Origin of the sequence: Paenibacillus sp. FSL P4-0184 (assembly GCF_038004625.1) — a bacterium.
Classification (GTDB): domain Bacteria; phylum Bacillota; class Bacilli; order Paenibacillales; family Paenibacillaceae; genus Paenibacillus_AQ.
In genome coordinates this window covers 561230-582465 of sequence record NZ_JBBORN010000002.1, presented here as the reverse complement: position 1 = coordinate 582465, position 21236 = coordinate 561230, and the positions used below count along the sequence as shown (strand labels likewise).

General features: G+C 39.8%; 28 protein-coding genes, 1 tRNA gene and 1 pseudogene. 8 read left to right on the top strand and 22 right to left on the bottom strand.

Going from position 1 to position 21236, the window contains the following annotated elements; translation table 11 throughout:
- Positions 1-49: 49 nt before the first annotated feature.
- Positions 50-787, top strand: a complete 738-nt coding sequence (locus MKY52_RS24345) for an MBL fold metallo-hydrolase (protein WP_341054067.1) — start codon at positions 50-52, stop codon at positions 785-787.
- A gap of 64 nt (positions 788-851) precedes the next feature.
- Here MKY52_RS24345 and MKY52_RS24340 read toward each other — a convergent pair whose 3' ends face one another.
- The 4 genes from MKY52_RS24340 to MKY52_RS24325 all read right to left on the bottom strand — a co-directional run bounded on the left by MKY52_RS24340 (position 852) and on the right by MKY52_RS24325 (position 3121).
- A complete protein-coding gene (locus tag MKY52_RS24340) occupies positions 852-1091 on the bottom strand; it encodes a DUF3892 domain-containing protein (RefSeq protein WP_042187294.1) in 240 nt (79 codons plus the stop codon).
- A gap of 85 nt (positions 1092-1176) precedes the next feature.
- Complete coding sequence (locus MKY52_RS24335) at positions 1177-1620, bottom strand: GNAT family N-acetyltransferase (protein WP_042187292.1); 444 nt, start codon at positions 1618-1620, stop codon at positions 1177-1179.
- 107 nt (positions 1621-1727) lie between these two features.
- Positions 1728-1940 (bottom strand): hypothetical protein, encoded by a 213-nt coding sequence (locus MKY52_RS24330; RefSeq protein ID WP_341054065.1) that lies wholly within the window; start codon positions 1938-1940, stop codon positions 1728-1730.
- Positions 1941-2044: 104 nt separating this feature from the next.
- The gene (locus MKY52_RS24325) at positions 2045-3121 is read right to left on the bottom strand and encodes a site-2 protease family protein (protein ID WP_341054063.1); all 1077 of its coding nucleotides are present in this window, start codon (positions 3119-3121) and stop codon (positions 2045-2047) included.
- A gap of 327 nt (positions 3122-3448) precedes the next feature.
- Here MKY52_RS24325 and MKY52_RS24320 point away from each other — a divergent pair, with 327 nt between their 5' ends.
- Together MKY52_RS24320 and MKY52_RS24315 are read left to right on the top strand one after the other, a co-directional pair.
- Positions 3449-3751, top strand: a complete 303-nt coding sequence (locus MKY52_RS24320; RefSeq protein ID WP_042126772.1) for a hypothetical protein — start codon at positions 3449-3451, stop codon at positions 3749-3751.
- Positions 3752-3882: 131 nt separating this feature from the next.
- Positions 3883-3954, top strand: a tRNA-Val gene (locus MKY52_RS24315).
- 140 nt (positions 3955-4094) lie between these two features.
- Here the strand turns inward: MKY52_RS24315 and MKY52_RS24310 are convergent.
- Together MKY52_RS24310 and MKY52_RS24305 are read right to left on the bottom strand one after the other, a co-directional pair.
- Positions 4095-4286 (bottom strand): helix-turn-helix domain-containing protein, encoded by a 192-nt coding sequence (locus MKY52_RS24310; protein WP_341054062.1) that lies wholly within the window; start codon positions 4284-4286, stop codon positions 4095-4097.
- Between the two features lie 469 nt (positions 4287-4755).
- The gene (locus MKY52_RS24305; protein WP_341054060.1) at positions 4756-5526 is read right to left on the bottom strand and encodes a fibronectin type III domain-containing protein; all 771 of its coding nucleotides are present in this window, start codon (positions 5524-5526) and stop codon (positions 4756-4758) included.
- A 536-nt stretch (positions 5527-6062) separates the two neighbouring features.
- On the opposite strand from MKY52_RS24305, the gene MKY52_RS24300 reads away from it, so the two are divergent.
- Positions 6063-6386, top strand: a complete 324-nt coding sequence (locus MKY52_RS24300; RefSeq protein WP_341054058.1) for a stalk domain-containing protein — start codon at positions 6063-6065, stop codon at positions 6384-6386.
- Between the two features lie 514 nt (positions 6387-6900).
- Here MKY52_RS24300 and MKY52_RS24295 read toward each other — a convergent pair.
- Both MKY52_RS24295 and MKY52_RS24290 read right to left on the bottom strand, forming a co-directional pair.
- On the bottom strand, positions 6901-7248 hold the full coding sequence (locus tag MKY52_RS24295; RefSeq protein WP_341054057.1) for a phage distal tail protein: 348 nt from the start codon (positions 7246-7248) through the stop codon (positions 6901-6903).
- On the bottom strand, positions 7245-7460 hold the full coding sequence (locus MKY52_RS24290; protein WP_341054056.1) for a hypothetical protein: 216 nt from the start codon (positions 7458-7460) through the stop codon (positions 7245-7247). The genes MKY52_RS24295 and MKY52_RS24290 overlap by 4 nt, the downstream gene beginning before the upstream one ends.
- A 137-nt stretch (positions 7461-7597) precedes the next feature.
- Between MKY52_RS24290 and MKY52_RS24285 the strand changes: the two genes are divergently transcribed.
- On the top strand, positions 7598-8251 hold the full coding sequence (locus MKY52_RS24285) for a DUF3298 and DUF4163 domain-containing protein (RefSeq protein WP_341054053.1): 654 nt from the start codon (positions 7598-7600) through the stop codon (positions 8249-8251).
- A 35-nt stretch (positions 8252-8286) separates the two neighbouring features.
- Here the strand turns inward: MKY52_RS24285 and MKY52_RS24280 are convergent.
- The 7 genes and pseudogenes from MKY52_RS24280 to MKY52_RS24250 form a co-directional block, all read right to left on the bottom strand.
- A pseudogene (locus tag MKY52_RS24280) lies at positions 8287-8562 on the bottom strand (holin); the annotation flags it as partial.
- On the bottom strand, positions 8562-8936 hold the full coding sequence (locus tag MKY52_RS24275) for a hypothetical protein (protein WP_341054051.1): 375 nt from the start codon (positions 8934-8936) through the stop codon (positions 8562-8564). The pseudogene MKY52_RS24280 and the gene MKY52_RS24275, both read right to left, overlap by 1 nt.
- Positions 8937-9134: 198 nt before the next feature.
- Positions 9135-10334 (bottom strand): WD40/YVTN/BNR-like repeat-containing protein, encoded by a 1200-nt coding sequence (locus MKY52_RS24270; RefSeq protein ID WP_341054049.1) that lies wholly within the window; start codon positions 10332-10334, stop codon positions 9135-9137.
- Positions 10335-10686: 352 nt separating this feature from the next.
- Entirely contained in the window at positions 10687-10974 is a 288-nt protein-coding gene (locus MKY52_RS24265; protein WP_341054048.1) for a hypothetical protein, read from the bottom strand.
- Between the two features lie 465 nt (positions 10975-11439).
- A complete protein-coding gene (locus MKY52_RS24260) occupies positions 11440-12447 on the bottom strand; it encodes a FecCD family ABC transporter permease (protein ID WP_341054046.1) in 1008 nt (335 codons plus the stop codon).
- Positions 12444-13493 (bottom strand): FecCD family ABC transporter permease, encoded by a 1050-nt coding sequence (locus tag MKY52_RS24255; RefSeq protein WP_341054045.1) that lies wholly within the window; start codon positions 13491-13493, stop codon positions 12444-12446. The genes MKY52_RS24260 and MKY52_RS24255 overlap by 4 nt, the downstream gene beginning before the upstream one ends.
- Positions 13480-15465 (bottom strand): AraC family transcriptional regulator, encoded by a 1986-nt coding sequence (locus tag MKY52_RS24250; protein ID WP_341054043.1) that lies wholly within the window; start codon positions 15463-15465, stop codon positions 13480-13482. The genes MKY52_RS24255 and MKY52_RS24250 overlap by 14 nt, the downstream gene beginning before the upstream one ends.
- Before the next feature lie 363 nt (positions 15466-15828).
- Between MKY52_RS24250 and MKY52_RS24245 the strand changes: the two genes are divergently transcribed.
- Complete coding sequence (locus MKY52_RS24245; protein WP_156113100.1) at positions 15829-15969, top strand: hypothetical protein; 141 nt, start codon at positions 15829-15831, stop codon at positions 15967-15969.
- A gap of 93 nt (positions 15970-16062) precedes the next feature.
- Here the strand turns inward: MKY52_RS24245 and MKY52_RS24240 are convergent, their stop codons facing one another.
- The 5 genes from MKY52_RS24240 to MKY52_RS24220 all read right to left on the bottom strand — a co-directional run bounded on the left by MKY52_RS24240 (position 16063) and on the right by MKY52_RS24220 (position 18076).
- A complete protein-coding gene (locus tag MKY52_RS24240) occupies positions 16063-16302 on the bottom strand; it encodes a hypothetical protein (RefSeq protein ID WP_076282962.1) in 240 nt (79 codons plus the stop codon).
- A 297-nt stretch (positions 16303-16599) separates the two neighbouring features.
- Entirely contained in the window at positions 16600-16866 is a 267-nt protein-coding gene (locus MKY52_RS24235) for a hypothetical protein (RefSeq protein WP_340968955.1), read from the bottom strand.
- 4 nt (positions 16867-16870) lie between these two features.
- A complete protein-coding gene (locus MKY52_RS24230) occupies positions 16871-17281 on the bottom strand; it encodes a hypothetical protein (RefSeq protein WP_341054042.1) in 411 nt (136 codons plus the stop codon).
- Positions 17282-17358: 77 nt separating this feature from the next.
- Positions 17359-17634, bottom strand: coding sequence for a hypothetical protein (locus MKY52_RS24225; protein ID WP_042187280.1), 276 nt, complete (start codon positions 17632-17634; stop codon positions 17359-17361).
- A 130-nt stretch (positions 17635-17764) separates the two neighbouring features.
- On the bottom strand, positions 17765-18076 hold the full coding sequence (locus MKY52_RS24220) for an NUDIX domain-containing protein (RefSeq protein ID WP_341054039.1): 312 nt from the start codon (positions 18074-18076) through the stop codon (positions 17765-17767).
- Between the two features lie 291 nt (positions 18077-18367).
- Between MKY52_RS24220 and MKY52_RS24215 the strand changes: the two genes are divergently transcribed.
- Together MKY52_RS24215 and MKY52_RS24210 are read left to right on the top strand one after the other, a co-directional pair.
- Positions 18368-18616 (top strand): hypothetical protein, encoded by a 249-nt coding sequence (locus tag MKY52_RS24215; protein ID WP_341054038.1) that lies wholly within the window; start codon positions 18368-18370, stop codon positions 18614-18616.
- Between the two features lie 176 nt (positions 18617-18792).
- Entirely contained in the window at positions 18793-19233 is a 441-nt protein-coding gene (locus tag MKY52_RS24210) for a DUF1796 family putative cysteine peptidase (RefSeq protein WP_341054036.1), read from the top strand.
- Between the two features lie 37 nt (positions 19234-19270).
- Here the strand turns inward: MKY52_RS24210 and MKY52_RS24205 are convergent, their stop codons facing one another.
- Both MKY52_RS24205 and MKY52_RS24200 read right to left on the bottom strand, forming a co-directional pair.
- Positions 19271-19585, bottom strand: coding sequence for a hypothetical protein (locus MKY52_RS24205; protein ID WP_149644136.1), 315 nt, complete (start codon positions 19583-19585; stop codon positions 19271-19273).
- 268 nt (positions 19586-19853) lie between these two features.
- Positions 19854-20750, bottom strand: coding sequence for an SDR family oxidoreductase (locus MKY52_RS24200; RefSeq protein WP_341054034.1), 897 nt, complete (start codon positions 20748-20750; stop codon positions 19854-19856).
- Positions 20751-21236 lie beyond the last annotated feature (486 nt).

Sequence of the window (21236 nt, the reverse complement as noted above, 5' to 3'; positions counted from 1 at the left end):
TTCAAAGTTGATATATTAGCTAACAGCGATTTCAGGAGGGTACTTTCTTATGAGTCTGAGCCTACAAATGCTAGGAACTGGCAATGCTTTTGCAAAAAACTATTTTAACAATAATGGCTTGCTACTAGCTGATGATTATACCCTACTGATTGATTGCGGGATTACAGCCCCACTTGCCATGCATACCATCGGGAAATCCTTCCGTGACGTAAACGCTACTCTAATTACGCATATTCATGCGGACCATGTTGGAGGTCTGGAAGAGCTAGCACTTACGCTAAAGCACGTATACGGGAAAACTATGAGATTACATTTACCTGAGACGCTTGTTGAGCCACTTTGGAACAACACCTTAAAGGGTGGACTATATCAAAAAGATGCAGTAGCCTCCCTGACCGATATCTTCGAGGTTAAACCTATGAAACCCGGAATTACGTACAAGCTCGCTCCTTCTCTTACGCTCGAGATCATACATACGCCGCATATTCCTGGCAAAGATAGCTATTCCCTTCTAATAAATAATGAGATTTTCTACAGCGCGGACATGACTTTTCAGCCGGATCTACTTATACGCCTTGTCCGTGAGCACGGCATCCGAATGATTCTGCATGACTGTCAGCTTGGTGGATCAGGTGTTGTTCACACCACGCTGGAGGAGTTAATGTCTTTACCTGAAGATGTTCGACGTATCATCAAGCTTATGCATTATAGCGATGAACAACCTCAATTCGTCGGGCTTACTGGAGAGATGGAGTTTATTGAGCAGCATGTAATTTATAAACTCTGATTAGGATAAAAAAAAGACCGTACATTGACGTCCGATGACGTTTGTACGGTCTTTGCCTTTAGAACTATGAGAAACTCGGAAGATTATCCAAATTGTTGGTTGGATCCCCATCCGCGTCGCCGCGAATATAAGTTCCTCCGTCTTTACCTTTAAAAGCATTCACTCCGGCAATATTTCCGGCCTGTACTTCTTGAAGCGCTTGGTCATACGCCAGGACACGTCCTGTAGAGGTCTGGAAACTGGTTAAATCTCCGTCTCCATTTTTCTGTACAGCTACGAAACTTTCGCGTTCGTTATTTGGCACTTCAGCTCGCCCCTTGCGCTTGGATTTGCCATCATATGGCACATCCTAGCTTGCTTCATGGAACGGTAAATTATGTGCGCTATTTTTAAAGAGTTTTCTGCATCCGTACATGTAGAATACCTGCGTCATAAAAAGGTTCCGTAGAAATCACTTCATATCCTAGCTTCTTGTAGAAATTCTCAGCTTGGCACTGTGCATCAAGAATCGAAGCTTCCAGTCCAAGCTCCCGAGCAAGCTCTTCCATAGCTAGCAACAGAACACGTCCGTATCCTTTGACTCGATAATCTTTCAGTACGGCGATACGCTGCATTTTGGCTGTACCTGCTTTGTAATAAATCAATCTTCCCGTAGCCACAGGTACACCTTCATCTATAATTAGAATATGGTGCGCATTCGGACCGATAACATCGTATTCATCAATTTCTTCCTCAGCCGGCACCATTTGTTCCTCTACAAATACTTTAGTACGAATATCCAGCCCCATCTGAAGCTGTTCCTCTGTAGTTACCCGTAAGATTTCTGCCGCCATGTTAGTCCCAAACTCCTCTCTCTATGTATCCAACGATAGTTGTCTATTATATAAAAATTCGACTAGAAAGAAAAGCCTGAGCATGAGAAACCGTCTTCTACGCTGCTCTAATCTGCAGAATATACTTCTTCAGGAATCGAACGATTGTATGTGTCTTGCATCACTGGTGACAATGGAGGGTACTGACCTTTTGGCTTTCCATCTAGGTTGGTCATTTCTTTGATTTCCATGACTTTTGTTGGCTTCGCCTCGGAACATCCTCCCAAAACCATCAGTAACAGCAGACAAACGCCGACTTCCCATTTCAAATATTTAGGCATGGTTTTACTCCTTTCACCGTTCAACTGCGGTTATTCTCATTACAGCTTTGACGGTTCATGAGTTTTATAAACCATTGGATCACTTCATTGCCCGATTCTAACCCTTATAGATTCACATTTCCAACGGCATGGACCATGTACATCATTCCTGCCAGAAAGCCAGCTAATACAAAATAAGCGATACCGTATTTCCAGCGTAAGCTAGCCGGCACATCGTAATACTTATCGTTCTCGTAGACCGAATAGCTAATATCACAATTCATCTTAAGATGAAGCCCATTCTCTAAGGTCACAGGCTCTAGCTGCGAGATACGTACCTTTTCAATGATGCATTGCTGTGGAAGCGTAGCTCTACCAATGTAGTTCAGTTGATCCCATCTCACCCCTACATACTGCTGTCTTTCCAAATCACTGTAAGTAGTAAAAGGTAAATCTCTTCTATGCTCTGGTCCTGGAATCATGTAGCCTGCATCTCTAAGTGGCTCTACTGGAATTAAGAAACTCTTCGTTACAGAATAAAGGCGATTGTTAGTGCGTCTCTTCACATATTTGTTATACAGATCGTAAGCAAATAACGCCCAAATAATAAAGAACAAGATCGAACGCATATAGATGATGATGGCTAAACCACCCACGAGCCCCACAAGCCACAGCCAGCGCGTCACCGCGGTTGCAATACGGCCGCCGTCAAGCGGGTGAATCGGCAGCAGATTGATCAGATTAAGTAAAAAACCTATATAAGCCAAGGAATAGAGAAGTGGACTATCCATGTAATAAGCCGCTCCAAAAACGGCTGTAGCCCCAATGGTTCCTAAGATCGGACCTCCAAAAGCAATATAAGCTTCTGTCTGGGCATCCAACGGCTGTTTCTTCATTGTAATTAAAGCTCCCAAAAACGGTATAAATAGCGGAGCGCTGACTGGAAGCCCGATCCGTTTCGCTGCTATTACATGTCCTAATTCATGGACTAGCAGGAGCAGAACAAAGCCCACGGCAAACCCCCACGGGTAAATCAAAGCATAAGCCCATATTGAAATCATCATTGATATTAACGGCCCGGCAATTTTACCTATTTTCAGAAGAGACAAAATCGCCTTTCCTTTAAACAGGAGCATCGCCGCCCCGCCCCCCAACCATTTCCATGGCGTGGAAGAATCCTTTTTCTGCTCATTTTGCGGCAAGTTCTCAAGCTCCTTTTTCTTTCAATTTTTATCTAACTGCTGTACATTACCCTCCATTTTATCATAAGCGCTTAAGGAGTATTTCCATAAAAAAGCACTTGGCTAAGTATACGACGCAACTTTTAGAATCGTTTCAACATCAAACCAACAGATAATGAATAATTTTTACTATTATTCAAGAAAAGACAGTGATTCCGCTTCAATACACACCCCCACCTCACACAAAATAACCCGAATTTTATGGTTACCCTATAGGCTAACGCCGTGAACGTTATAGGCTACGAACCATAGACTGTTATCAGGGTTATTCAATTGAGGAGGTTATTTATGGATACAAATGCAAATTTACATCAACAGGTCAGCTGGAATTGTATGAACAAATACGTAGGTATTACAACGACTGACGGTCAGTCCTTTGATGGCTTTATTGCCCATGTAGATCAAAACTATGTTACTCTTGCGGTTCCTAGCAACGAAATGATAGAACGTTTAAACGGAATGCCCACACACGAATCGGCGTATAGACAATTTGGTTTCCGGCCTGGCTTTTTCCCAAGACGTCGCTTCTTTCCACGACGCATCCCTTTTTTCGGTATAAGCGATATATTTCTACTCCCGTTCTTTATCTGACGTGGCTCATGGGGATGGAGCGGCGTCCCCTTTTCTTATTATTTTAAAGACTATGTAAACTATCATCCCTATAGATTGTAAAAAAAGAATTGCCATCCTACTCTATCGTATGGTATTATGAAATTCGTCGCAGGACGGTAGCTCAGCGGGAGAGCACTATCTTGACAGGGTAGGGGTCATGGGTTCGAACCCCATCCGTCCTATACTGAGAAAGCCTTATTATATAAGGCTTTTTCTTTTGTTTAGAGATGTTTATGTTTTGAGCGAAATACGAATTGGTGCCATTATGGTGCCCTGTAGTTGACTAAAGCAAAAGTGGTGCCATTATCGGCACCACTTTTTTTTACCCCTGTAACCATTTTAGAAATACATCCTTGGATACTTTTATCATCTTTCCGACCCGCACGATATGAAATTGACTTGAGTTTAATAGTTCATATGTTTGACGTTCACCGATACCAAGTATTTGTTGGATTTCCTTTGCTGTGAGTACAGAGGGATAATCAGAAGTAGTCTTATATATTTGTTCAATCACCCTTCTCTTCCTCCTTCTCGATTACTAGATTCAAATCCAAGGCCAGCTTATAAAAAGCCTTCCACCGTATCTTGCTATGAAACCATACGGATACCTTTTATTGAGAAAGGTCTGCTGTCAGGAAATCAGTATCACTCTCTAAGACTATATATGTAGTGCTCATGACTTCTCACTTTCTCTTCTTTCGATATTTCTTGATTAAATAAAACAAAACAAATCCCAATAGAACCAATCCAAGTATGAGTATATATAGAATTGCTGGATTCCCCCCAGTAAAGTATGTATCTCTATACTGATAGTTTTCATTATTCATAATAATAGATTAATTAATTTGGAACATTATGTATATGTACTCTATATTACTGGTAAGGAATATTTACCTGAATTAAAAAATACCCCACCAGTTATGGCAGGGTACGGTGCTTCTTTACAGTTATTTTATCGGCACTTGAACAATGTGTAAATAATTTTATTTAGCTGAATATTCATCTACACTGAAGGTAAGGATCTTGTCAAAAATCACATACTCAGTACGATTGCTGAATGGTCCCTTATTATTATCATGTTTATTAATAGCAAACTTAGCAGGTCCTGTTCCAGCATAGCGTGTATCATACCATTCCAAAAAGGCTTTTACTTCTGTATTTGATAGGTCGAATTCTTTCTCAAGACCAGCTGTTAAAGTAATTGTAAGTATAGCCCGATCACCAGATGGTTCTGGATCTGGCACTACTACTCCTTGTGGTTTGGCAGTTGCTTCATTAGAGTAATTGCTTTCTCTACTTTCATTTATTGCAGCTACCACATAATAGTATGTTGTTTCATTAATTACAGAAGTGTCGGTATAAACTGTGTTTGTTACATTAGTAGCTATCGTTTCATAAGGGCCTCCAGCTGTTGTACTACGTCTAATTTTATAACCTATCCCATTAGAACTCACTGTCCAGCTTAATTCTACTTTAGAATTTCCAGCTATTGCTTTTAAATTGGTAGGCGCACTTATGGTTGCATCAATTACAGTTCCATCTTTGTCAATATCAACAGCATCAAAATCAAATATTGTATAAGTACCCGAATTTACAGCACTTATTTCTACTGAATGCAACTTATTTTCTAAATTCAATTTTTCAAACAAAAGTGTTACCCCTTGTGCTGCGCCATTTGCCGAATAAGCATATTGTGTTCCATCAATAGTAATCTTGATAGATGTTTGTCTATCAAGCCCTCTATATCCAATCATTCGAATACTTTTTCCGATAAAATTAAACTTGACAGTATGTAATACAGGACTCAGAGTATACTTTTGTGTAAGGCCAGATGATAGTGGGTTGTTAGTATATGTTCCCCAAGAAGGGCCTTCATAAACGAATGTAGAATTTGTATCTTCGATCCGCTGCCAGCCAGACTCTGGAGTAGGTAACGCTTATCCAACCGATGCTGCATATGTATTTGATTGAAACGAAAAAAACGACACTAAAACTATTAATGATAGAACTAACTTAGACATACCATTTTTCCAATTATTCAACAAAAAATTCATCTCCCTTTATATGTATACATAAATCCTACACTAAATAAAGGCGAACAAACAGTCTGTTATTCGACAAATATTAACAATATAATTAAGAGTTGACAGGAAATTTGTGGATTATTTCTTTGATGAAAATTTGTTGCTTAAGTAAGGCTGTGAAATAAATATAATAGAATCAGATATAAAACCTCCTCCCATCATTTACCATAATATATGGTAATATGAAATTAAAGGAGCTGAGTATCTTGAAGAAAGCAATCATCAGATTAGTGGCCGGTATGTTAATCGGTTCCGCAGAAATGGCCGCAGCTGTGACCACTCAGACTGTTCAGGCTGCCCTTGCAAAATTCACGTTTTCAGTCGATGGTCAAAAGCAAACACTTAAGAATGATCCACTTGTATATAAAGGCACTCCATATCTACCAGTACGCGAAGTAGTTGAAATGACAGGCTATGGACTGGAGTATGACAACACGAAGAAGTCCATTGATCTTAAATCGAAAGGAGGAACTATTGTGGAAAATGATCAATTAACAAGTACAACTTATACGATAAAAGGACCCAATTAGTTGAACTATTAGCTAAGAAGTATCCCGACATAGCAAAACAATGTTCTATTGCTATAGCGCTAACTCAGGATGGACAACTTCATTTTGGTGACCAATCATTTAAATTATCATCAGATGCAAATTCAAATATCGATATTACTCCACTTATTGATGCTGCTATTATCTCGCTGGACGATGTTCAATATTTACCTCCGCTACGACTCATAATAAATATCTGGCTGACGACTGTAGCCTCAATACGCCCGAGAGTATCGGGCGTAAGGCTAATTTCATGGAACTTCCCTCGTTCAACCCATCCACTTCCGTCCTTACTCAAGTATGGAATGATATCATTGTCTTCTCCACTTGTCTGTGTAAATTGTACAGCATTACCATCGACTCTTATAGTGATTTTGGTTCGTGTAGGACCTGAATAAATACCGTAGTCTATACCATGTGTATGTGCACACGCTGCATCTGAGCATCTTATATTGTTACTGGTACTTTAGGCATCTATAGTCCCCTCTATATAAATTTATCCCGGTGTGTAATCCGGATTATGATTATGCCCCCCATTTGGAACCACTGGATCGCTTGAATTCCCTGAAACCATTATCTCCCAGCCAGTTGCCGGATCTGTGTAGACGATGTTGTTGTTACCAAGATTAAGATCAAAGAAATCTCCATCCATCATGTGCAAGGCGTTAACTCCGTTCTTTGTGAAAGTGAGGTTTTTGGAATCGATAACTATGCGGCCACCTGGTACAAATGATCCGGTAAATCCTATTTCATCCATGTGGTACCGGCTCCCATTTGCAGTAAGAGTCCCGATACCATGCATAATTGCTTGGTGTAGTCGTTCACGGATAAACGTAGCCTTCATACCGCCTCTCCGGTCATTTTGGTAGCGAAACTTATCTCCCGTACAAATGATGCCTTTATGTTTCCTTCTCCTTTAAGGAGTGCTGAGCCCGTTGCAATAACGTTAACTCCAGCTTTCAAATTGCCTTCGCCACGCAAGACAGCACTTCCGAACACAATCACCGAAAACTCACGGTTAAAGGCGATGCGATTAAATGCTCCTCGATTAAACATACACAAATCTCCTTTCCCTAAAAGTAAATAAGCCCCACCTTATATGGCGGGACTAGTAAACAATGAATATAAATCATGGATTTTTCTAAGGTTTCTACTTATACTTAATTTTGACAAAAATAGAAGGGGAGTTTGAAATGAAGAAAGTCTACAGAATAACTATGGGTTTCCTGGCACTCATATTGTTATTCTTACCGCTACATGTTGGACACGCCGCCGGAACTGCTGTAAGTGTTAAGAATTATACATACAAAGGATACCCCTATATCCAAATTGTGAAGTCTAACTATACAACCAACACAGATGCCATTAATAAAGTTTTAAAATGGCATGCAGTGAACAACGCTCAGGCATCTGAAAATATGAAGAAAGAGGATGATTTTCACTCTATCACAAGCAAAGTACAGTTGTATTATAATAAAGATGGTAAGCTTTCAGTTGGCTATTATGATTACATGTACGCTGGTGGAGCTCATGGCATGTACGATACTACAATCTTTAATTATGACCTAACCACTGGAAAACAGATAAGTTTAAAAAGTATCTTGAATACCGATGAGAAAAAAAGCAAAGCAAAAAAATATGCAGTTTATGTTTTGAATGCAAAATATAAAAAAGGTGCTAACCTCTTTGAAGATGTCATCAACGATCCACCATTTGATGTTTCCAAAATGCCTTTTTATTTAAGAGATTCAGGGATCACAGTTAGATTTTATCCTTATGATGTAGCACCATTCTCAGAAGGATTTGTCGACATTACCATCCCATATTCAGAGATCAATAAAAAATAACCGGTAAAGGGAGCTTGTAAAAAGCTCTCTTTTTTTTCCTTAGAAGACCCTTCCCGCTTGCTGAATGCCAACTCAAACAATCCCGTAGCTGACAAACCAGCCAATCCCCCAGCCCACAACCGAAGTACAAGTTCTAGCTCCATAAATGGATAAGCAGCAGCGCCAACCAGTAAGCCGATAACCAAACCAATCAGTGGTAATATGTTTTTAGGTACGTTAACAGTAGTCTTCACGAACTGTACTCCTGCCAACACAAAAACGGCGATCACCGAGGCGAACGCCAATACATTAGTAAGGTTTTGATTGTCCATTATTTATCCTCCAATCTCGTGATCAAAAGTCCAGCGCGAGCGAGCACCGTTATTACTCGATAGAAGTCCAAACTCCCAACTTTAGGTGTGTCGATTAATCCTGCATCAAACGCTGCTTGTACAGAATCATTTGCCCAAGCAGGTGTTTCAGTTAGGCTTGCCCTACTCTCCAACTTATCCACCCTAGATAAAACTTTAGCGATACTCTGCCCTTGCTCTGTCACAGCTTTTTTAAGTACATCTTTGCTATTGGTAAGCCCAGCCACTGTATCCGATAAAGCCTTGACCTCCGACCGCAATGAGGAAAGTTCTTTCTTTTCTTCTGCTGACAGTTCATCCGCCTCCATAAGTTTAGTAGGCGGTGTCTTCCCCACAAGTAGATCCTTTAAAGTCAATCCGAAAAATGAATTGAGTCCATTTGTCCCCTCATTATCTCTGTATAGGACTTTACTAACGCTCCGCCCGGTACAAAGTTTTTGTCGTATGATAAGAAAGTCAATCGCATCCATTTTTTTATTCAGGAAGATCCCCTATTAAAAAAACTCCCCCAGTTCTTCTGAAGGAGTTAGAATTTAGCTTGATTTTCTAAAAATCGTGTCTTTTATTTTAATTCTAGTTAAATGCATTTCTCCCTCGCGTGGATATAGCTTGTCTCTAGTGAAATGATTAGTGATAATTAAATATGGAAATCCTTCTGGTATCAGACTATTTCTTCCGTGGGCAATGCCCATAAATACCGGAGCTTTTGAACCAATGTCAGTCTCAAGTATTCTTCTCCAGCTCTCACCTTTATCTGTAGTAATCCAGATTGAAGACCTCTTTGTTAAATCGTCATCCCATTCATCATGAGCAAGAGCATAAGCAATTAGCGTTCCCTTCACAGCATGCAAATCGTAAAACGGCGCGTTGTCAGGATTTTTATCAAGTATAAGCTTGGTTTCAAAAATATCATCATCGCCAGATGATTTACGGATTTGATTGATATATCCCTTACTATCAGGATTCTTATTGCCATTAAAGAAAAAATCAGTTCCCCATATTCTACCATCTCTGAAATACGTTAATCCCGTGTCACCACCAAAAGGATCGGGTCCTAAAATCGTTTTAAAGGTCTCGCCCTTATCTATACTTTTGAAAGTCATTTTTGGTCCGTCACCAGCTGTAACGTATAAAGCATCTGTGTAAGGGTCTACAGAAACTTGGTGAATATGTCGGTCGACAAATTGAGTGAAATAGGAATTTTTTTCCCATGTTTGACCATCATCCACGCTCTTATAAAGATAAGCAGCATTTTTTTCTATAATGCCATACTGACCTATATAAAGAATGCCCTGACTATCTTCGGCTATACTCCAAGGTGTGGCTGTTGTTCTAGAGTCAGTTAACTTAAGAGAGATGACGAAATTTAGTTCACTCTTTTTGTTCAATTCTCTCTTAGTCTCGCTACGATAAACATTCCCATCCTCTAGACCCACAAAAACATATCCTTTGCGCGAAACATACACCGCTCCATATATTGGAGGTCTTGCTTTTCCTCCTCCAATAGTTGCAAAATCAAATACTTCACTCCAAGAATCTCCATAATCATTAGACCATTTAAGAATACTGCCACTGATTCCCCAAAGAGAGTAATCATCATCAATAAAAGGGTGATATATATCTGTATATATTTCCTCAATTTTGTTATTCTTTTGGATATCAAATCCAGATATAAACCCGATGCACAAAATGATGATAAATATTTTAAATATCAAATTTTTTCTTTTATTCAATTAATTCCCTCCAATCTTTTTTCATTATAACTCACAATTAAAAGTTTTTGAACAAAAATAAAAGACTTTATAATAAGTAACTTTGCGTAGACGATATCCAATGAAACTCACGTTTTCAATGGGAAAGAACTTTTTTATTATTAAATCACAAATCCCTTTCAATCATCTCGTCCCCGGACACATGCCAGCGTGGGGTTACTCTGTTATACCTGATCCAGATTAAAGTGCCTTCCGCTGTCCTCTGTGACCAGAATGTTGTCTGATTCCGGCTGCTCGAAGGCATCAGAAAAAGCGTGGATGACGTTGCCGTCAGCCTCCACGCCTATATAGTGTTTATAGATGTCATTCCTCCTTATAGTTCGGCATCTGCTACAAAATGAAACGCTGTCCGACTACTGCTTGGCGTATTGCCCGCTCCCACTGCGTTCCAACCTCTAAATCCATTATCTGAGGATTGGTTTGCTGTTGTAGTTAATGTAGTCTTTAGTACGCTGCCAACAATACTTACTCGCGATGCCGTACCATCCAAGGCAAATAAATTGAACGTTGCTATCCTTTTCTTATCTTTAAATGACAAATGATAACTGGATATGTCATTAGTAGGTGCACAAGGGGGTAATGGTCCAAGCCACAACTCCATAGTTGTAGCTACATTCGTAATACCTTAAGCATGCTGGTAATTCTTTCGCAAAGGTCCGTGGCTGAAACGGAAGGGTTCAGCTCCGGCGTTGACTTGTAATTGTGTAATGTTGATAATCCCGGACCCGCGCATCGTCTCAAGCTTAGACTCTCCAACTCTTACCCCAAGTGTCGACCCCATTGATATGATATTGCAATTTCCAGATAATCATCTTCGTTGTTCCCAAACGTTTTCCCTGCGAGTGAGTTTGTATCAAAAGTGACGATATACCTGGTCAATGTACTTGTAAGGCGTAAGCTTGAACCATTGATAACTTCTGTGCACTTGGTGAACCTCCAGAACCGTTGTTCTGCCGAAGCCATACACCATGTTTTTTACCTGAGATATTGGAGTTCGCAAAAAGGATACCGTAAACTTTTAAAATCAATTCCGCAATCAATATCCAGATGGAGTAATAATCGATATTTATTTTGAACGCATCAATAAATATAGGAAGTAAGGCACACTCAGCATTGTTACAATAATTCCTGCGGGAATATCCGACTTAAAGCTAAACGTCCGAGCAAGCGTATCCGCTACAAGCAGCAATAGCGCACCAATAAGTGCTGAAGTTGGTAGAAGTACTTTGTAGTCGTGACCTACCAGCTTGCGCGCCACATGCGGACTAATCAATCCAATAAAGAAGATCGAGCCCCCGAGCGCTACACAGCCAGAAGCAATGCCTACAGCCGCAATCGCCAGGCGCAAAAATTTCTTCTTTACAGCGACTCCTAATCCTATCGAAATTTCGTTGCCTAGCACTAAGACGTTCAATGTCCTGAAATTAGAAAGAATATATGCGAATAGCAGCAATACCCAAGGTGCCAGTAAGCTGATATAAGACCACTTGTCCCCCCATAAATATCCTGCTTGCCAACGCTGCGCAAACTCATACTTCTGGTCATCAAGCTTTAAGGTCAGGAATAGCGACAGCGCACTAAACCCCATATTGATCGCAACACCAGTCAAGACAAGTCGTGTAGAAGAAATCATACGACGTTTTCTATAGGCTAGAACATAGATCAGAGCTGCTGCCAGCAGACCACCTAAGAATGCCATAGACGGCAGTAATAATGTTATAGCGGCGCCTTGAATGCTTACCGTTGAGATAATCAGCAACACCATAAGACCTGAACCTGAGCTAATACCAAGCATGCCGGGATCAGCCAGATCATTGCGCAGCAACGCCTGCATAACTGCACCTGCCAGTGCCATCCCAAATCCAACAAGTATCGCTAATACTATCCGAGGAAGACGAAACTTATAAACAACGAGATTATGCTCCTCTGGACCTTGTCCAAGCAATGCTTGAAATACTTCAAGTGGATTGAGAGACACCTTTCCCATATTAAGACTAAGAATAGCTCCTGCAATAAGCAGTATTATGAGAGATAGAATCCATATTGTAGCCTTATACGATTTAACAATATTCATTTGAAGGCTCTCCTCTCTTTGCTCGCAATTAGCAAGAAGAAAGGAACACCAATCATTGCAAAAATAATGCCCAATGCTGTCTCCGCCGGACGATTAATCAGCCTTCCTGCGATATCCGCTATTACCATAAGTGCGCCGCCGTAAATGGCTGATGCCGGAATAATATAACGATAATCTACACCTACAAAAAAACGTATAATATGCGGAATAATCAACCCTACAAAGCCGATTGGCCCTACAAGTGCAACAGCTACACCCGCTAGTAAAAGGACCGCAAGCGTAGCTATCATCTTAACGAGAACGATCCGTTGCCCGAAGCCTTTCGCGATCTCTTCCCCCAAGTTTAAAACAGTGATAGAGCGTGCAATGAATAGTGATAAAGCCAGCCCACCTAAGAACCAAGGAATAACTAGCCTAATTTCCATCCATGTGGCTCCAGCCACACTTCCCGAAGTCCAATAAGCAAGGGCACGACCAATTCCATAGTTTAATGAGATAAATGATCCCACAGCTCCAAATAGCATTGTAATTGATATTCCAGCTAGCACCAATCGTTGAGGTGTCATTCCTGAACGATTCAATGAAGCGGCAAGATACGTTAATCCTGCTCCAAGTCCTGCGCCAATAAAGCTAACCAGCAAGGTTGTTGTCTGCAGTTGCCCTGGAAGAAAAACTAGTGTAACGGCCATTGCAAGAGCTGCTCCTGCATTTACTCCCATTAATCCGGAATCTGCTAAGGGATTTCGCGTATAACCTTGCATAACCGCTCCTGCTACCGCGAGACACATACCCGCAATAATATCAGCTGCTGTACGCGGAATACGAAGGGCATGAATAATCTGATGCTCGGTCAGTTCAGGATCAAAATTAAAAATCGCTGTCCATGCCATCTTCAGGCTCATGGAAGCAGAGCCAAAAGAGATAGAAGCTGCCACTGAAAGCAGCAGCAGCAGTATCCCTAGGAGTAGAAACAGACCGAAATACGATTTCCCTCTTAAATTAGGAATAACAGCTGTTCTATCATCTAGCTTTCTATTTTTTTTCATACGCTGACACTAGCTTCTCAACTACAAAATCTAGCTGCTTATCAAGAGAGTAGATATCGGAATAATATGAAAAATCAAACCCAATTTCGATCAATCTACCTTCTTTGATTGCTGGAATGCTGTTCCAAATGGGGTTGTCCGACAAATCATCAGCCCCATCCCATACAGAGCGGAACACGAAGTCTCCTATATACTCAGGTAACACTTCTAAGGAAACAAACCCTCCAGTAGCCTTCTCCCTGCCATCAATCTTCTTCTGAAGAATCTCTGGTGCTTTTAGTCCTAAATATTCATAAATGATCTGAGAGCCTCTTCCGTAAAGCTTGCTATCGATCACCGCCATCTCTTTTTTGCCGCCCTCGATAATGGTTACCGTCTTATCTAAAATTCCAAGTTCACCAAGCTTCTGCTTACTTTTCTCCAACTTCTCATGGAAATTATCTAATAAAGCTTGTGCCTCCTGCTCCTTGCCAAATACCTCGCCAATCTTCATTATACGTTCGTCCGTCGCCATTTTTTCATAAGGAATTGGAATGGTCGGTGCAATATCCTTAAGGATTTCGTAAGTTTCTTCAGAAGCAGCTATGATCAAGTCCGGCTTTACTGCCATAATAGCCTCTGGATTAGGCTCATACCATGAACCAAGATCTTCAATACCTCCCAGCTCTTCTGCAAAGGCCGCTCCTTCAAAGACACTCGAAGTACCTACTGGCTTAATGCCGAGGGCAACAAGATCCCCTTGAAGGTATAACACGACAACCCTCTCTGGATTAGCTGGAACGACAATATCTCCCTTTACCGTAGAGATAGTTCTTGTCTGAGCCTCCTTATTGTTATTGTCAGTTGCAATTGAATTATTGGCTGATGCTGATGTAACTTCAGAAGCTTTGGATCCCTTAGAATTCGTGGCAGTAGAACCAACGTTTGCAGATCCGCATGCACTTAAAAGCAAGGTAAAGCTAAGCAGCATCGCTACAATAAAACTTGATGTCTTTGTTATTCGCATAGGTGAAGACCCTCCGGTTATTTTATTATGATAACAGTATTGATAATGATTATCATATTCAACAACATTATATCGGGAGGATATGTTCTCGCCAATGGAGAATCTGGCGGTGGTAAATGGACGATTCTCCGATGAGCTCACCTGCCTACTTTCCTTGCGGAATCGGATGGGAGATTGACCATTATATTTACTAAACATACGACTGAAGTAATATACATCGCTATATCCAACTTCTTCTGCAATATCGCGAAGTGGAGCATCGGTACATCGTAATAGCTCTTCTGCATGTTCAAGCCGATATCGTATCAAATATTCGATCAAGCTGAACCCCGTCTCCCCTTTAAAACGCGTTGATAAATGACGAGGGCTATAATTAAATTGCTCCGCTATTGATTCTAGTGATAAATTGTGACGATAATGCACCTCAATATAACGGACAACCTGCCCAATGACATCCGGTTGCCTGAGGTTAATTCCATCCTTTGTAAACTGCTTTAATAATTCATGTATAAACTGATAGAACAAGCCTTTAACTTGAATTCTTTCCAATAAACTTCCTTGTGCCCAGAGTTGTTCCATTGCCATTAGTTGATAGTGCAGTGGCAATGGCTCTAAAGACTCGAAGCCATACTGCATCCGAAATGGATTGCTTCGTTCCAAAAGTCTTGCTAAATCCTTTCTTCCTGGTAAGGAGGCTCTATAGAATAATAAATAGTATTCAAAAATCTTCCCTGCCTCTATGCTTAGTCTCATACCCTTGCCACCATGCACGATAAAATGACGGTCTGCGTCGTAATCTATACCGTTGAGATTCAAGCTGGCCGCCCCCCGCACACAGTAGATAAATCCACATGCAGGTAATATATAGCCTTGCAGCTTGTCCCCAGGCTCCATCACAGCATGTCGAATATCCAGCACTTTAACGGCTGCATAATTCCATGCGGCAATATGATCTTCCAACTTCATCTTGCATTTCACTCCGATCCGTTACACAATCTATTTAAGTTAATTACATCTTAAACATTGATAATGATTATCAATTAGTATTAGGCAGCTCTTCTATTTTGTCAATCGCAGTTTAGTATCGTGCTTGCTGATAGCGTCGCATGAACTTCGAAAAGTCAAAAATAACATAGCCATGGATCTAAACGTTACTTGAACTAAACAGGAATAATCTCTCTACATTGCATCTCCTATAATTTAGCATTAATATAAAATAATGAGACTCACTGAAAATCTTTAATGAGTATCGTTTTGAGGATTATTGCATTTTCGCAAACTCACTAAGGAGTAGGAGTGTTTTTTATATGTTATAGGGGAAAACCAATATTGGGACCAATGACTGAAGCTGATGCTCTACGTGAATGGTTTACTCTTTCCGGTACAGTGAAGGACATTTATATTATTGAGGTTGATGAGAACAATAAAGTAAGGCGCCAGATTGGACCCACAAAGAAGAAAAAGAAATAAGCATTACCTGCAGCAACCTACTATAACTTGATTGAAAAAGCGATAAAACGTAAAAAAGCCCCACCGACCTTTATAGGTTGATGGGGTATTTTATTAAAATGGAAATTTAGTAAGCGAGAATATTAAGAGTACCATCCCAACAATCGAAGATAGAGCCGCCATTTTATCTTTAGTTTTAAAATAGGTAGCTCCTCCATTAAAAATCAGAGCTCCACACATCCCCATCATTGTCCAAGACATGATCACTTGATCCTGACCGCGGAAAAATAGTATTGCCAGAATGATTGTTGCTGCACTAAATAGAATACCGAACAGCCTTAGTGCTTTCAGCAAAAAATCCCCTCCCGAAATGGGCTAATGAATTTGCAGCTTACTCGATATTACAAGAAAAAATGTAGCCAATGGGCCACAAAGCAAAGAAATTAAAAACCAGTTTAATCCACTCCTATTTTTACCTTGTGCTAACCCAGCATTTATTAATGCTAATGTACCCCATCCAACAAAATACCCGTTATCCATCACGCACACGACCTTTCAACATCATTTTATAGGAATACGAATATCCAATATAATGGTTTCATCATAAGCAAATGTTGCAGGGATTTGTTATACATGCTGAGATTTCAACAACTACTTTATTCTTGTGGCAATAAGCTGGATCGTTTCATCAGAGTCTTTTACAAGACATTTCAAAGTAATGCCCAGGGCAAGTGAAAATAAAGAGATCATAAAACTAATGACTGTAATCATTGCTCCTCTTAAGTCATTTGTGAAATTATAAAACAAGATTTCTGAGAAGCTGCTAGTAGAAAAGAAAATTATAGTCAAAATAAAAAACAATCCAAAAACACAAAATAAAATGTTTGATATTTTATTAACTCTTTCAAAATAGCTCACATATTCAACTCCTCTGATCAAGATAATAATCCACCAAGACATATATGGAACCGGCAATACCAAAAAGGATAATGGCTATACTACTATTCAAATGATATTCCTGTATAAAGCGTTCATCGTATGCCTTGTAAAAGAAAACATATCCCCCGATACCACTCAGAAGCAATATCATTATGCGGGTAATCAAAGGATTTGCAATCATTCGAACAACCCAAGAGAAAGGAAAAATTATAATTGGGTAAAGAACGGCTGAAAAAAGAAATGCGAAGAAAATAAAAACAAACCCTATATTTTGAAACCCATAGTATTCAGTCGTACTGATCTTATTTCCTTCCCATAGCTCTAATCCAAAAGTGGCCAAGGTGAATAAAATCGTCGAAACAAACCATAACATGATATGCTTAACTACACGCAAAGTAATCCCACCAATTTTATGCTTTATATATCAGCCGTTTCATTCATAAGTTCTATTGTTAAATCTGCTTCCAATAATCATTTAGCACTTGGTTCTATTGAAGTTAAAAAAGGTTTTTGCCCTATTCTACTATTATAGGAAACAAAGTACTCCTCATTTATATTAATCAACTTAAATATTCCTTTTGGGATTGTGACTGTAGTTTGATCACCGCTCATATTTTGTACTACTATTTCTCTTTTATCTACTGACACTACATTAACAACAGCAGATGTACCTGCCATCAAAAGGTACCATATTATAAATAAAAAAATGATCAAAGGAAGAAAAGAGAAGATTTTACGATTATTCATATCTATCACCTCAGAGTAAGGATCATATAATGGACATGATAGTTACCTCCTATCCATTGCCGAACAATTCTTGTATGTATTTTTCCGACATATATTCTCTAAATTCTTTATCTAATAAGTATATTTCATCTTATTTTATCCACTGGTAGTTAGTTAAAAACAGACCCACAGTCCTCTCCTTCACCCTCTCCAGTGAATCTCCACTTTTCAGGCAATCTTGTCCTATTTTCTTTACTAATTTAAATTGTTTAAGTCCACTTTCTTCTTGAATTTCCCTGAATAAGGCTTCTTCTTCTGTTTCCCCGGCATCGACATTACCACCTACTAATCTAAAGGGTACTTCTGGTTCATTAAGATAAACTAATAAGGTCTTTTCTCCAACTTCATTGTCTTGCAAAATAAATCCGTATACCTTCTTTCTAATCGGTTTCACTATCTTCATCGTGTCCCCCTATTTAGCTTCTTATAAACGAAAATAAAAAAGTATTTGATCATTGATCAAATACTTGCTCAGTCGTACGGTGTTATGAATATATGCTCCCTTGTGGTCATCTACGTTTACGCCATTCGAACATCCATAAATTTACTTTATTGTATTCTGAAAACCTAAATTAAACAAGTGTAACTCTTTAATTCTCACCGCTGATCAAAATAGCACTCCGCTTCTGTTTAGCACATTACAATCTATTGTGCATTTTATATAGAGAAGCTTAATAGAAAGGGGTGGATCAGAATGGCAACTCGTCAACCTGATTTGGTATTGATCACTTGGAGCAGAAATCCTTTGGTTCGTGGCTCTGCACGTAGGATTATTTCTGTCCGCATCATTGGAAATGCTGAGCCTTGTCGACCTAGCTTAAGACCCAACGGGCTACTTGACACCGTCTTAGCTTGTTTATTAGATAATGACATTGGTTTTAAAGTTGTGTTTCGTAAAAAAACTTCAAGGATTAGCGGCTATTTGCTGTTACAACGCCATTAATATTATCAGAGGGCAACTAAGTTGCTGCTCTTTTTTAACGTTGAATAGAACCTGAATCTGATCCAAATTAGGTGAGTCCATGAACTTACAAGATGTAAAGAAGAGCTATGATTTCATCGTAAGCTTAGGTATGTCTTGTGCTCCTGCTATAGACACATTTTTTTCTAGAGGATGGAGTGCCCGCTTATCCTAATGGAAACAAGAATGCGTTAGTGAAATCGTATTTTATTCAGGATACCTTGTATAACATTATCTCTGTACATGATTTCCCAATCACCTTGGGTAAACATTGGTCTACGACCTATCCATCTTATAAAGCAAAGCTGGATTTACGAATTAAAAGATTTTGGGACAAATTACTAAGCAGTAAAAAAATTCTATTCATTAGATGGTTCGCCACATACGAACAGGCTGTAGAGCTACAAGCGATTTTGTCTGATATATTAAAACCGAACGAATTCACTGTCCTTATCCTTTATCCCGTTCGTGAATTAACATCAGTACGAGAAATCCATTGGAATATTAATCATATTTGTGTGTTAGAATTTCCTGATGATATGAACGATTATGATAGCTGGGATTATATTTTGAAAGATATACAAATAACGAGCGATTAATTTATCTCTTATTAAAAAAAGACCCTCTCATGGGTCATTAATGTTGACGGCTTCGGTCGATCAAATGATTAATCATTTCTTGCGCAGCAAAAACATATGGATTCAGATATAACCTACTGATACCTACAAATATAGCAATAGGGTTACTGACTCCAAAATCGCTTTGACTCCAAAGTGATTTTGGATTTGTAAGTTCAGGCTCTACAAGATCATACTTTTCCATCAGCCTTTCCTTTGTTCCACTATCCATTACAGCTCCGTTTCCTTTATCCGCAAAGACTGCTCCTGATGAAAAACACGCCATGATCAGAACAAAGGAAAAAATGAGTATTGCTAGTTTCTTTTTACACATAATACAGCTCCTAATTCTTTCTATGGTCTACACTAAACTCTAAACCTTGTACCAACTCAAATATTTCTCGGGTAATCGCAGGAAATCTATGTATTCGACAATCTTGATCAGTTCTAGATCATATTCTATGAAAATAATGGGATAAAAAGTATTAAATTCTATAATACACCTTTCTCCATATAAAAACAAAAGCACCCCACAGCTATAATTAGTAGGGTACTTTTGAATAATTCTACATATTTACAATACCAACATTCCACTAAATATTCTATGGGGTTGGGGTTCCGCCATTGGCATTTAGCGTTTCTCCACTTATATAGCTCGATTCTTGGCTAGCAAGAAATACATATGCCGGAGCCATCTCTGCAGGCTGTCCCGGCCGACCTAGTGGTGTGCTCGCACCGAACTCCTTCAGCACTTCCTCTGGTTGCCCACCCACCACCTGAAGAGGTGTCCATACGGGACCTGGCGCCACTACATTGACTCGAATCCCCTTACCAGCGACTTGCTGAGCGAGAGATTTACTGAATGTATTGATCGCAGCCTTGGTCGTCGCGTAGTCCAACAAGATGGGCGAAGGGTTATAGGCTTGAATGGAAGAAGTGTTGATGATGGTGCTACCCGGCTGCATATGTTTCACTGCCGCTTTACACAGCCAGAACATAGCATATACGTTCGTTTTAAAGGTATCGTCAAAATGCTTCGTAGTAAGATCAGCAATATCGGGGACGAATTGCTGTTTGCCCGCTACATTGGCTAAAATATCAATCCCACCCAACTGCTTGACCGCAGTATCGACGAGCTGTTCACAGTACTCCTCGTCCTTAAGATCACCTGGGATGGCGATTGCGGTTCGTCCTGCTTCCTGCACCAGCTTGAGAACCTGCTTTGCATCCTCTTCTTCCTCCGGCATATAGGATAAGACAACATCTGCGCCTTCACGAGCAAAAGCAATCGCAACAGCACGACCAATCCCGCTGTCCGCCCCGGTAACAATCGCTTTTCGTCCAGTCAGACGTCCGGTGCCTTGATAGGTATCTTCACCTGTATCAGGCACGGGATTCATCTTCTTCTGAAGCCCCGGCTCTTGTTGTTGCTGTTGAAATTCAGGTCCTGCCTTGGTGTACTGAGTGGTAGGATCTTGCATCGTATATTGGTTAGACATCGATCAATTCCTCCTTTATTTTTAAAAAACCATTTTTTATTTAACGAACTCTTTTTTTATGTAAACACAACAGTACACCGCTAAACATACCCCATCGATAGCATAGTCCTGAATATTTCCACAAAAATACCCCAACTACCTGTTAAGGTGGCTAGGGTATCTCATACTCTAAGTATCATTAATCATTTAATGGCCTTAAATTTCCTCTGACCTGTCTTGAACCGACTCATAACGAGTACGTATTTCACGATTTTTAGCGTAGATGTATAAATCTAAAGCCACTATTCCTCTACGTGCCAATTTTACTAGCAGGACGAAGAAGTAGATTCCCAAGCCAATTGATATCAACCAAATTAAAAAGAACAAAACACCTACTCCCCCTCCGAAAAAAAGACCTGTGTGTTCCATACGATTTATCCGCTCCTTAAGCAATTTTCATTTTTTATCAGTCTATATTGCATAAGCTTAAATAAATATATGGAAACT

Coding starts and splice junctions, on each gene's coding strand:
- MKY52_RS24345 (WP_341054067.1), top strand. CDS start 50: ATGAGTCTGAGCCTACAAATGCTAGGAACTGGCAATGCTTTTGCAAAA.
- MKY52_RS24250 (WP_341054043.1), bottom strand. CDS start 15,465: ATGAAGTTGGAAGATCATATTGCCGCATGGAATTATGCAGCCGTTAAA.
- MKY52_RS24225 (WP_042187280.1), bottom strand. CDS start 17,634: ATGAATAATCGTAAAATCTTCTCTTTTCTTCCTTTGATCATTTTTTTA.
- MKY52_RS24215 (WP_341054038.1), top strand. CDS start 18,368: ATGGCAACTCGTCAACCTGATTTGGTATTGATCACTTGGAGCAGAAAT.
- MKY52_RS24265 (WP_341054048.1), bottom strand. CDS start 10,974: ATGGAGTTGTGGCTTGGACCATTACCCCCTTGTGCACCTACTAATGAC.
- MKY52_RS24335 (WP_042187292.1), bottom strand. CDS start 1,620: ATGGCGGCAGAAATCTTACGGGTAACTACAGAGGAACAGCTTCAGATG.
- MKY52_RS24200 (WP_341054034.1), bottom strand. CDS start 20,750: ATGTCTAACCAATATACGATGCAAGATCCTACCACTCAGTACACCAAG.
- MKY52_RS24220 (WP_341054039.1), bottom strand. CDS start 18,076: ATGAAGATAGTGAAACCGATTAGAAAGAAGGTATACGGATTTATTTTG.
- MKY52_RS24260 (WP_341054046.1), bottom strand. CDS start 12,447: ATGAATATTGTTAAATCGTATAAGGCTACAATATGGATTCTATCTCTC.
- MKY52_RS24320 (WP_042126772.1), top strand. CDS start 3,449: ATGGATACAAATGCAAATTTACATCAACAGGTCAGCTGGAATTGTATG.
- MKY52_RS24330 (WP_341054065.1), bottom strand. CDS start 1,940: ATGCCTAAATATTTGAAATGGGAAGTCGGCGTTTGTCTGCTGTTACTG.
- MKY52_RS24290 (WP_341054056.1), bottom strand. CDS start 7,460: ATGTTTAATCGAGGAGCATTTAATCGCATCGCCTTTAACCGTGAGTTT.
- MKY52_RS24285 (WP_341054053.1), top strand. CDS start 7,598: ATGAAGAAAGTCTACAGAATAACTATGGGTTTCCTGGCACTCATATTG.
- MKY52_RS24255 (WP_341054045.1), bottom strand. CDS start 13,493: ATGAAAAAAAATAGAAAGCTAGATGATAGAACAGCTGTTATTCCTAAT.
- MKY52_RS24295 (WP_341054057.1), bottom strand. CDS start 7,248: ATGAAGGCTACGTTTATCCGTGAACGACTACACCAAGCAATTATGCAT.
- MKY52_RS24305 (WP_341054060.1), bottom strand. CDS start 5,526: ATGATTGGATATAGAGGGCTTGATAGACAAACATCTATCAAGATTACT.
- MKY52_RS24205 (WP_149644136.1), bottom strand. CDS start 19,585: ATGTGTAAAAAGAAACTAGCAATACTCATTTTTTCCTTTGTTCTGATC.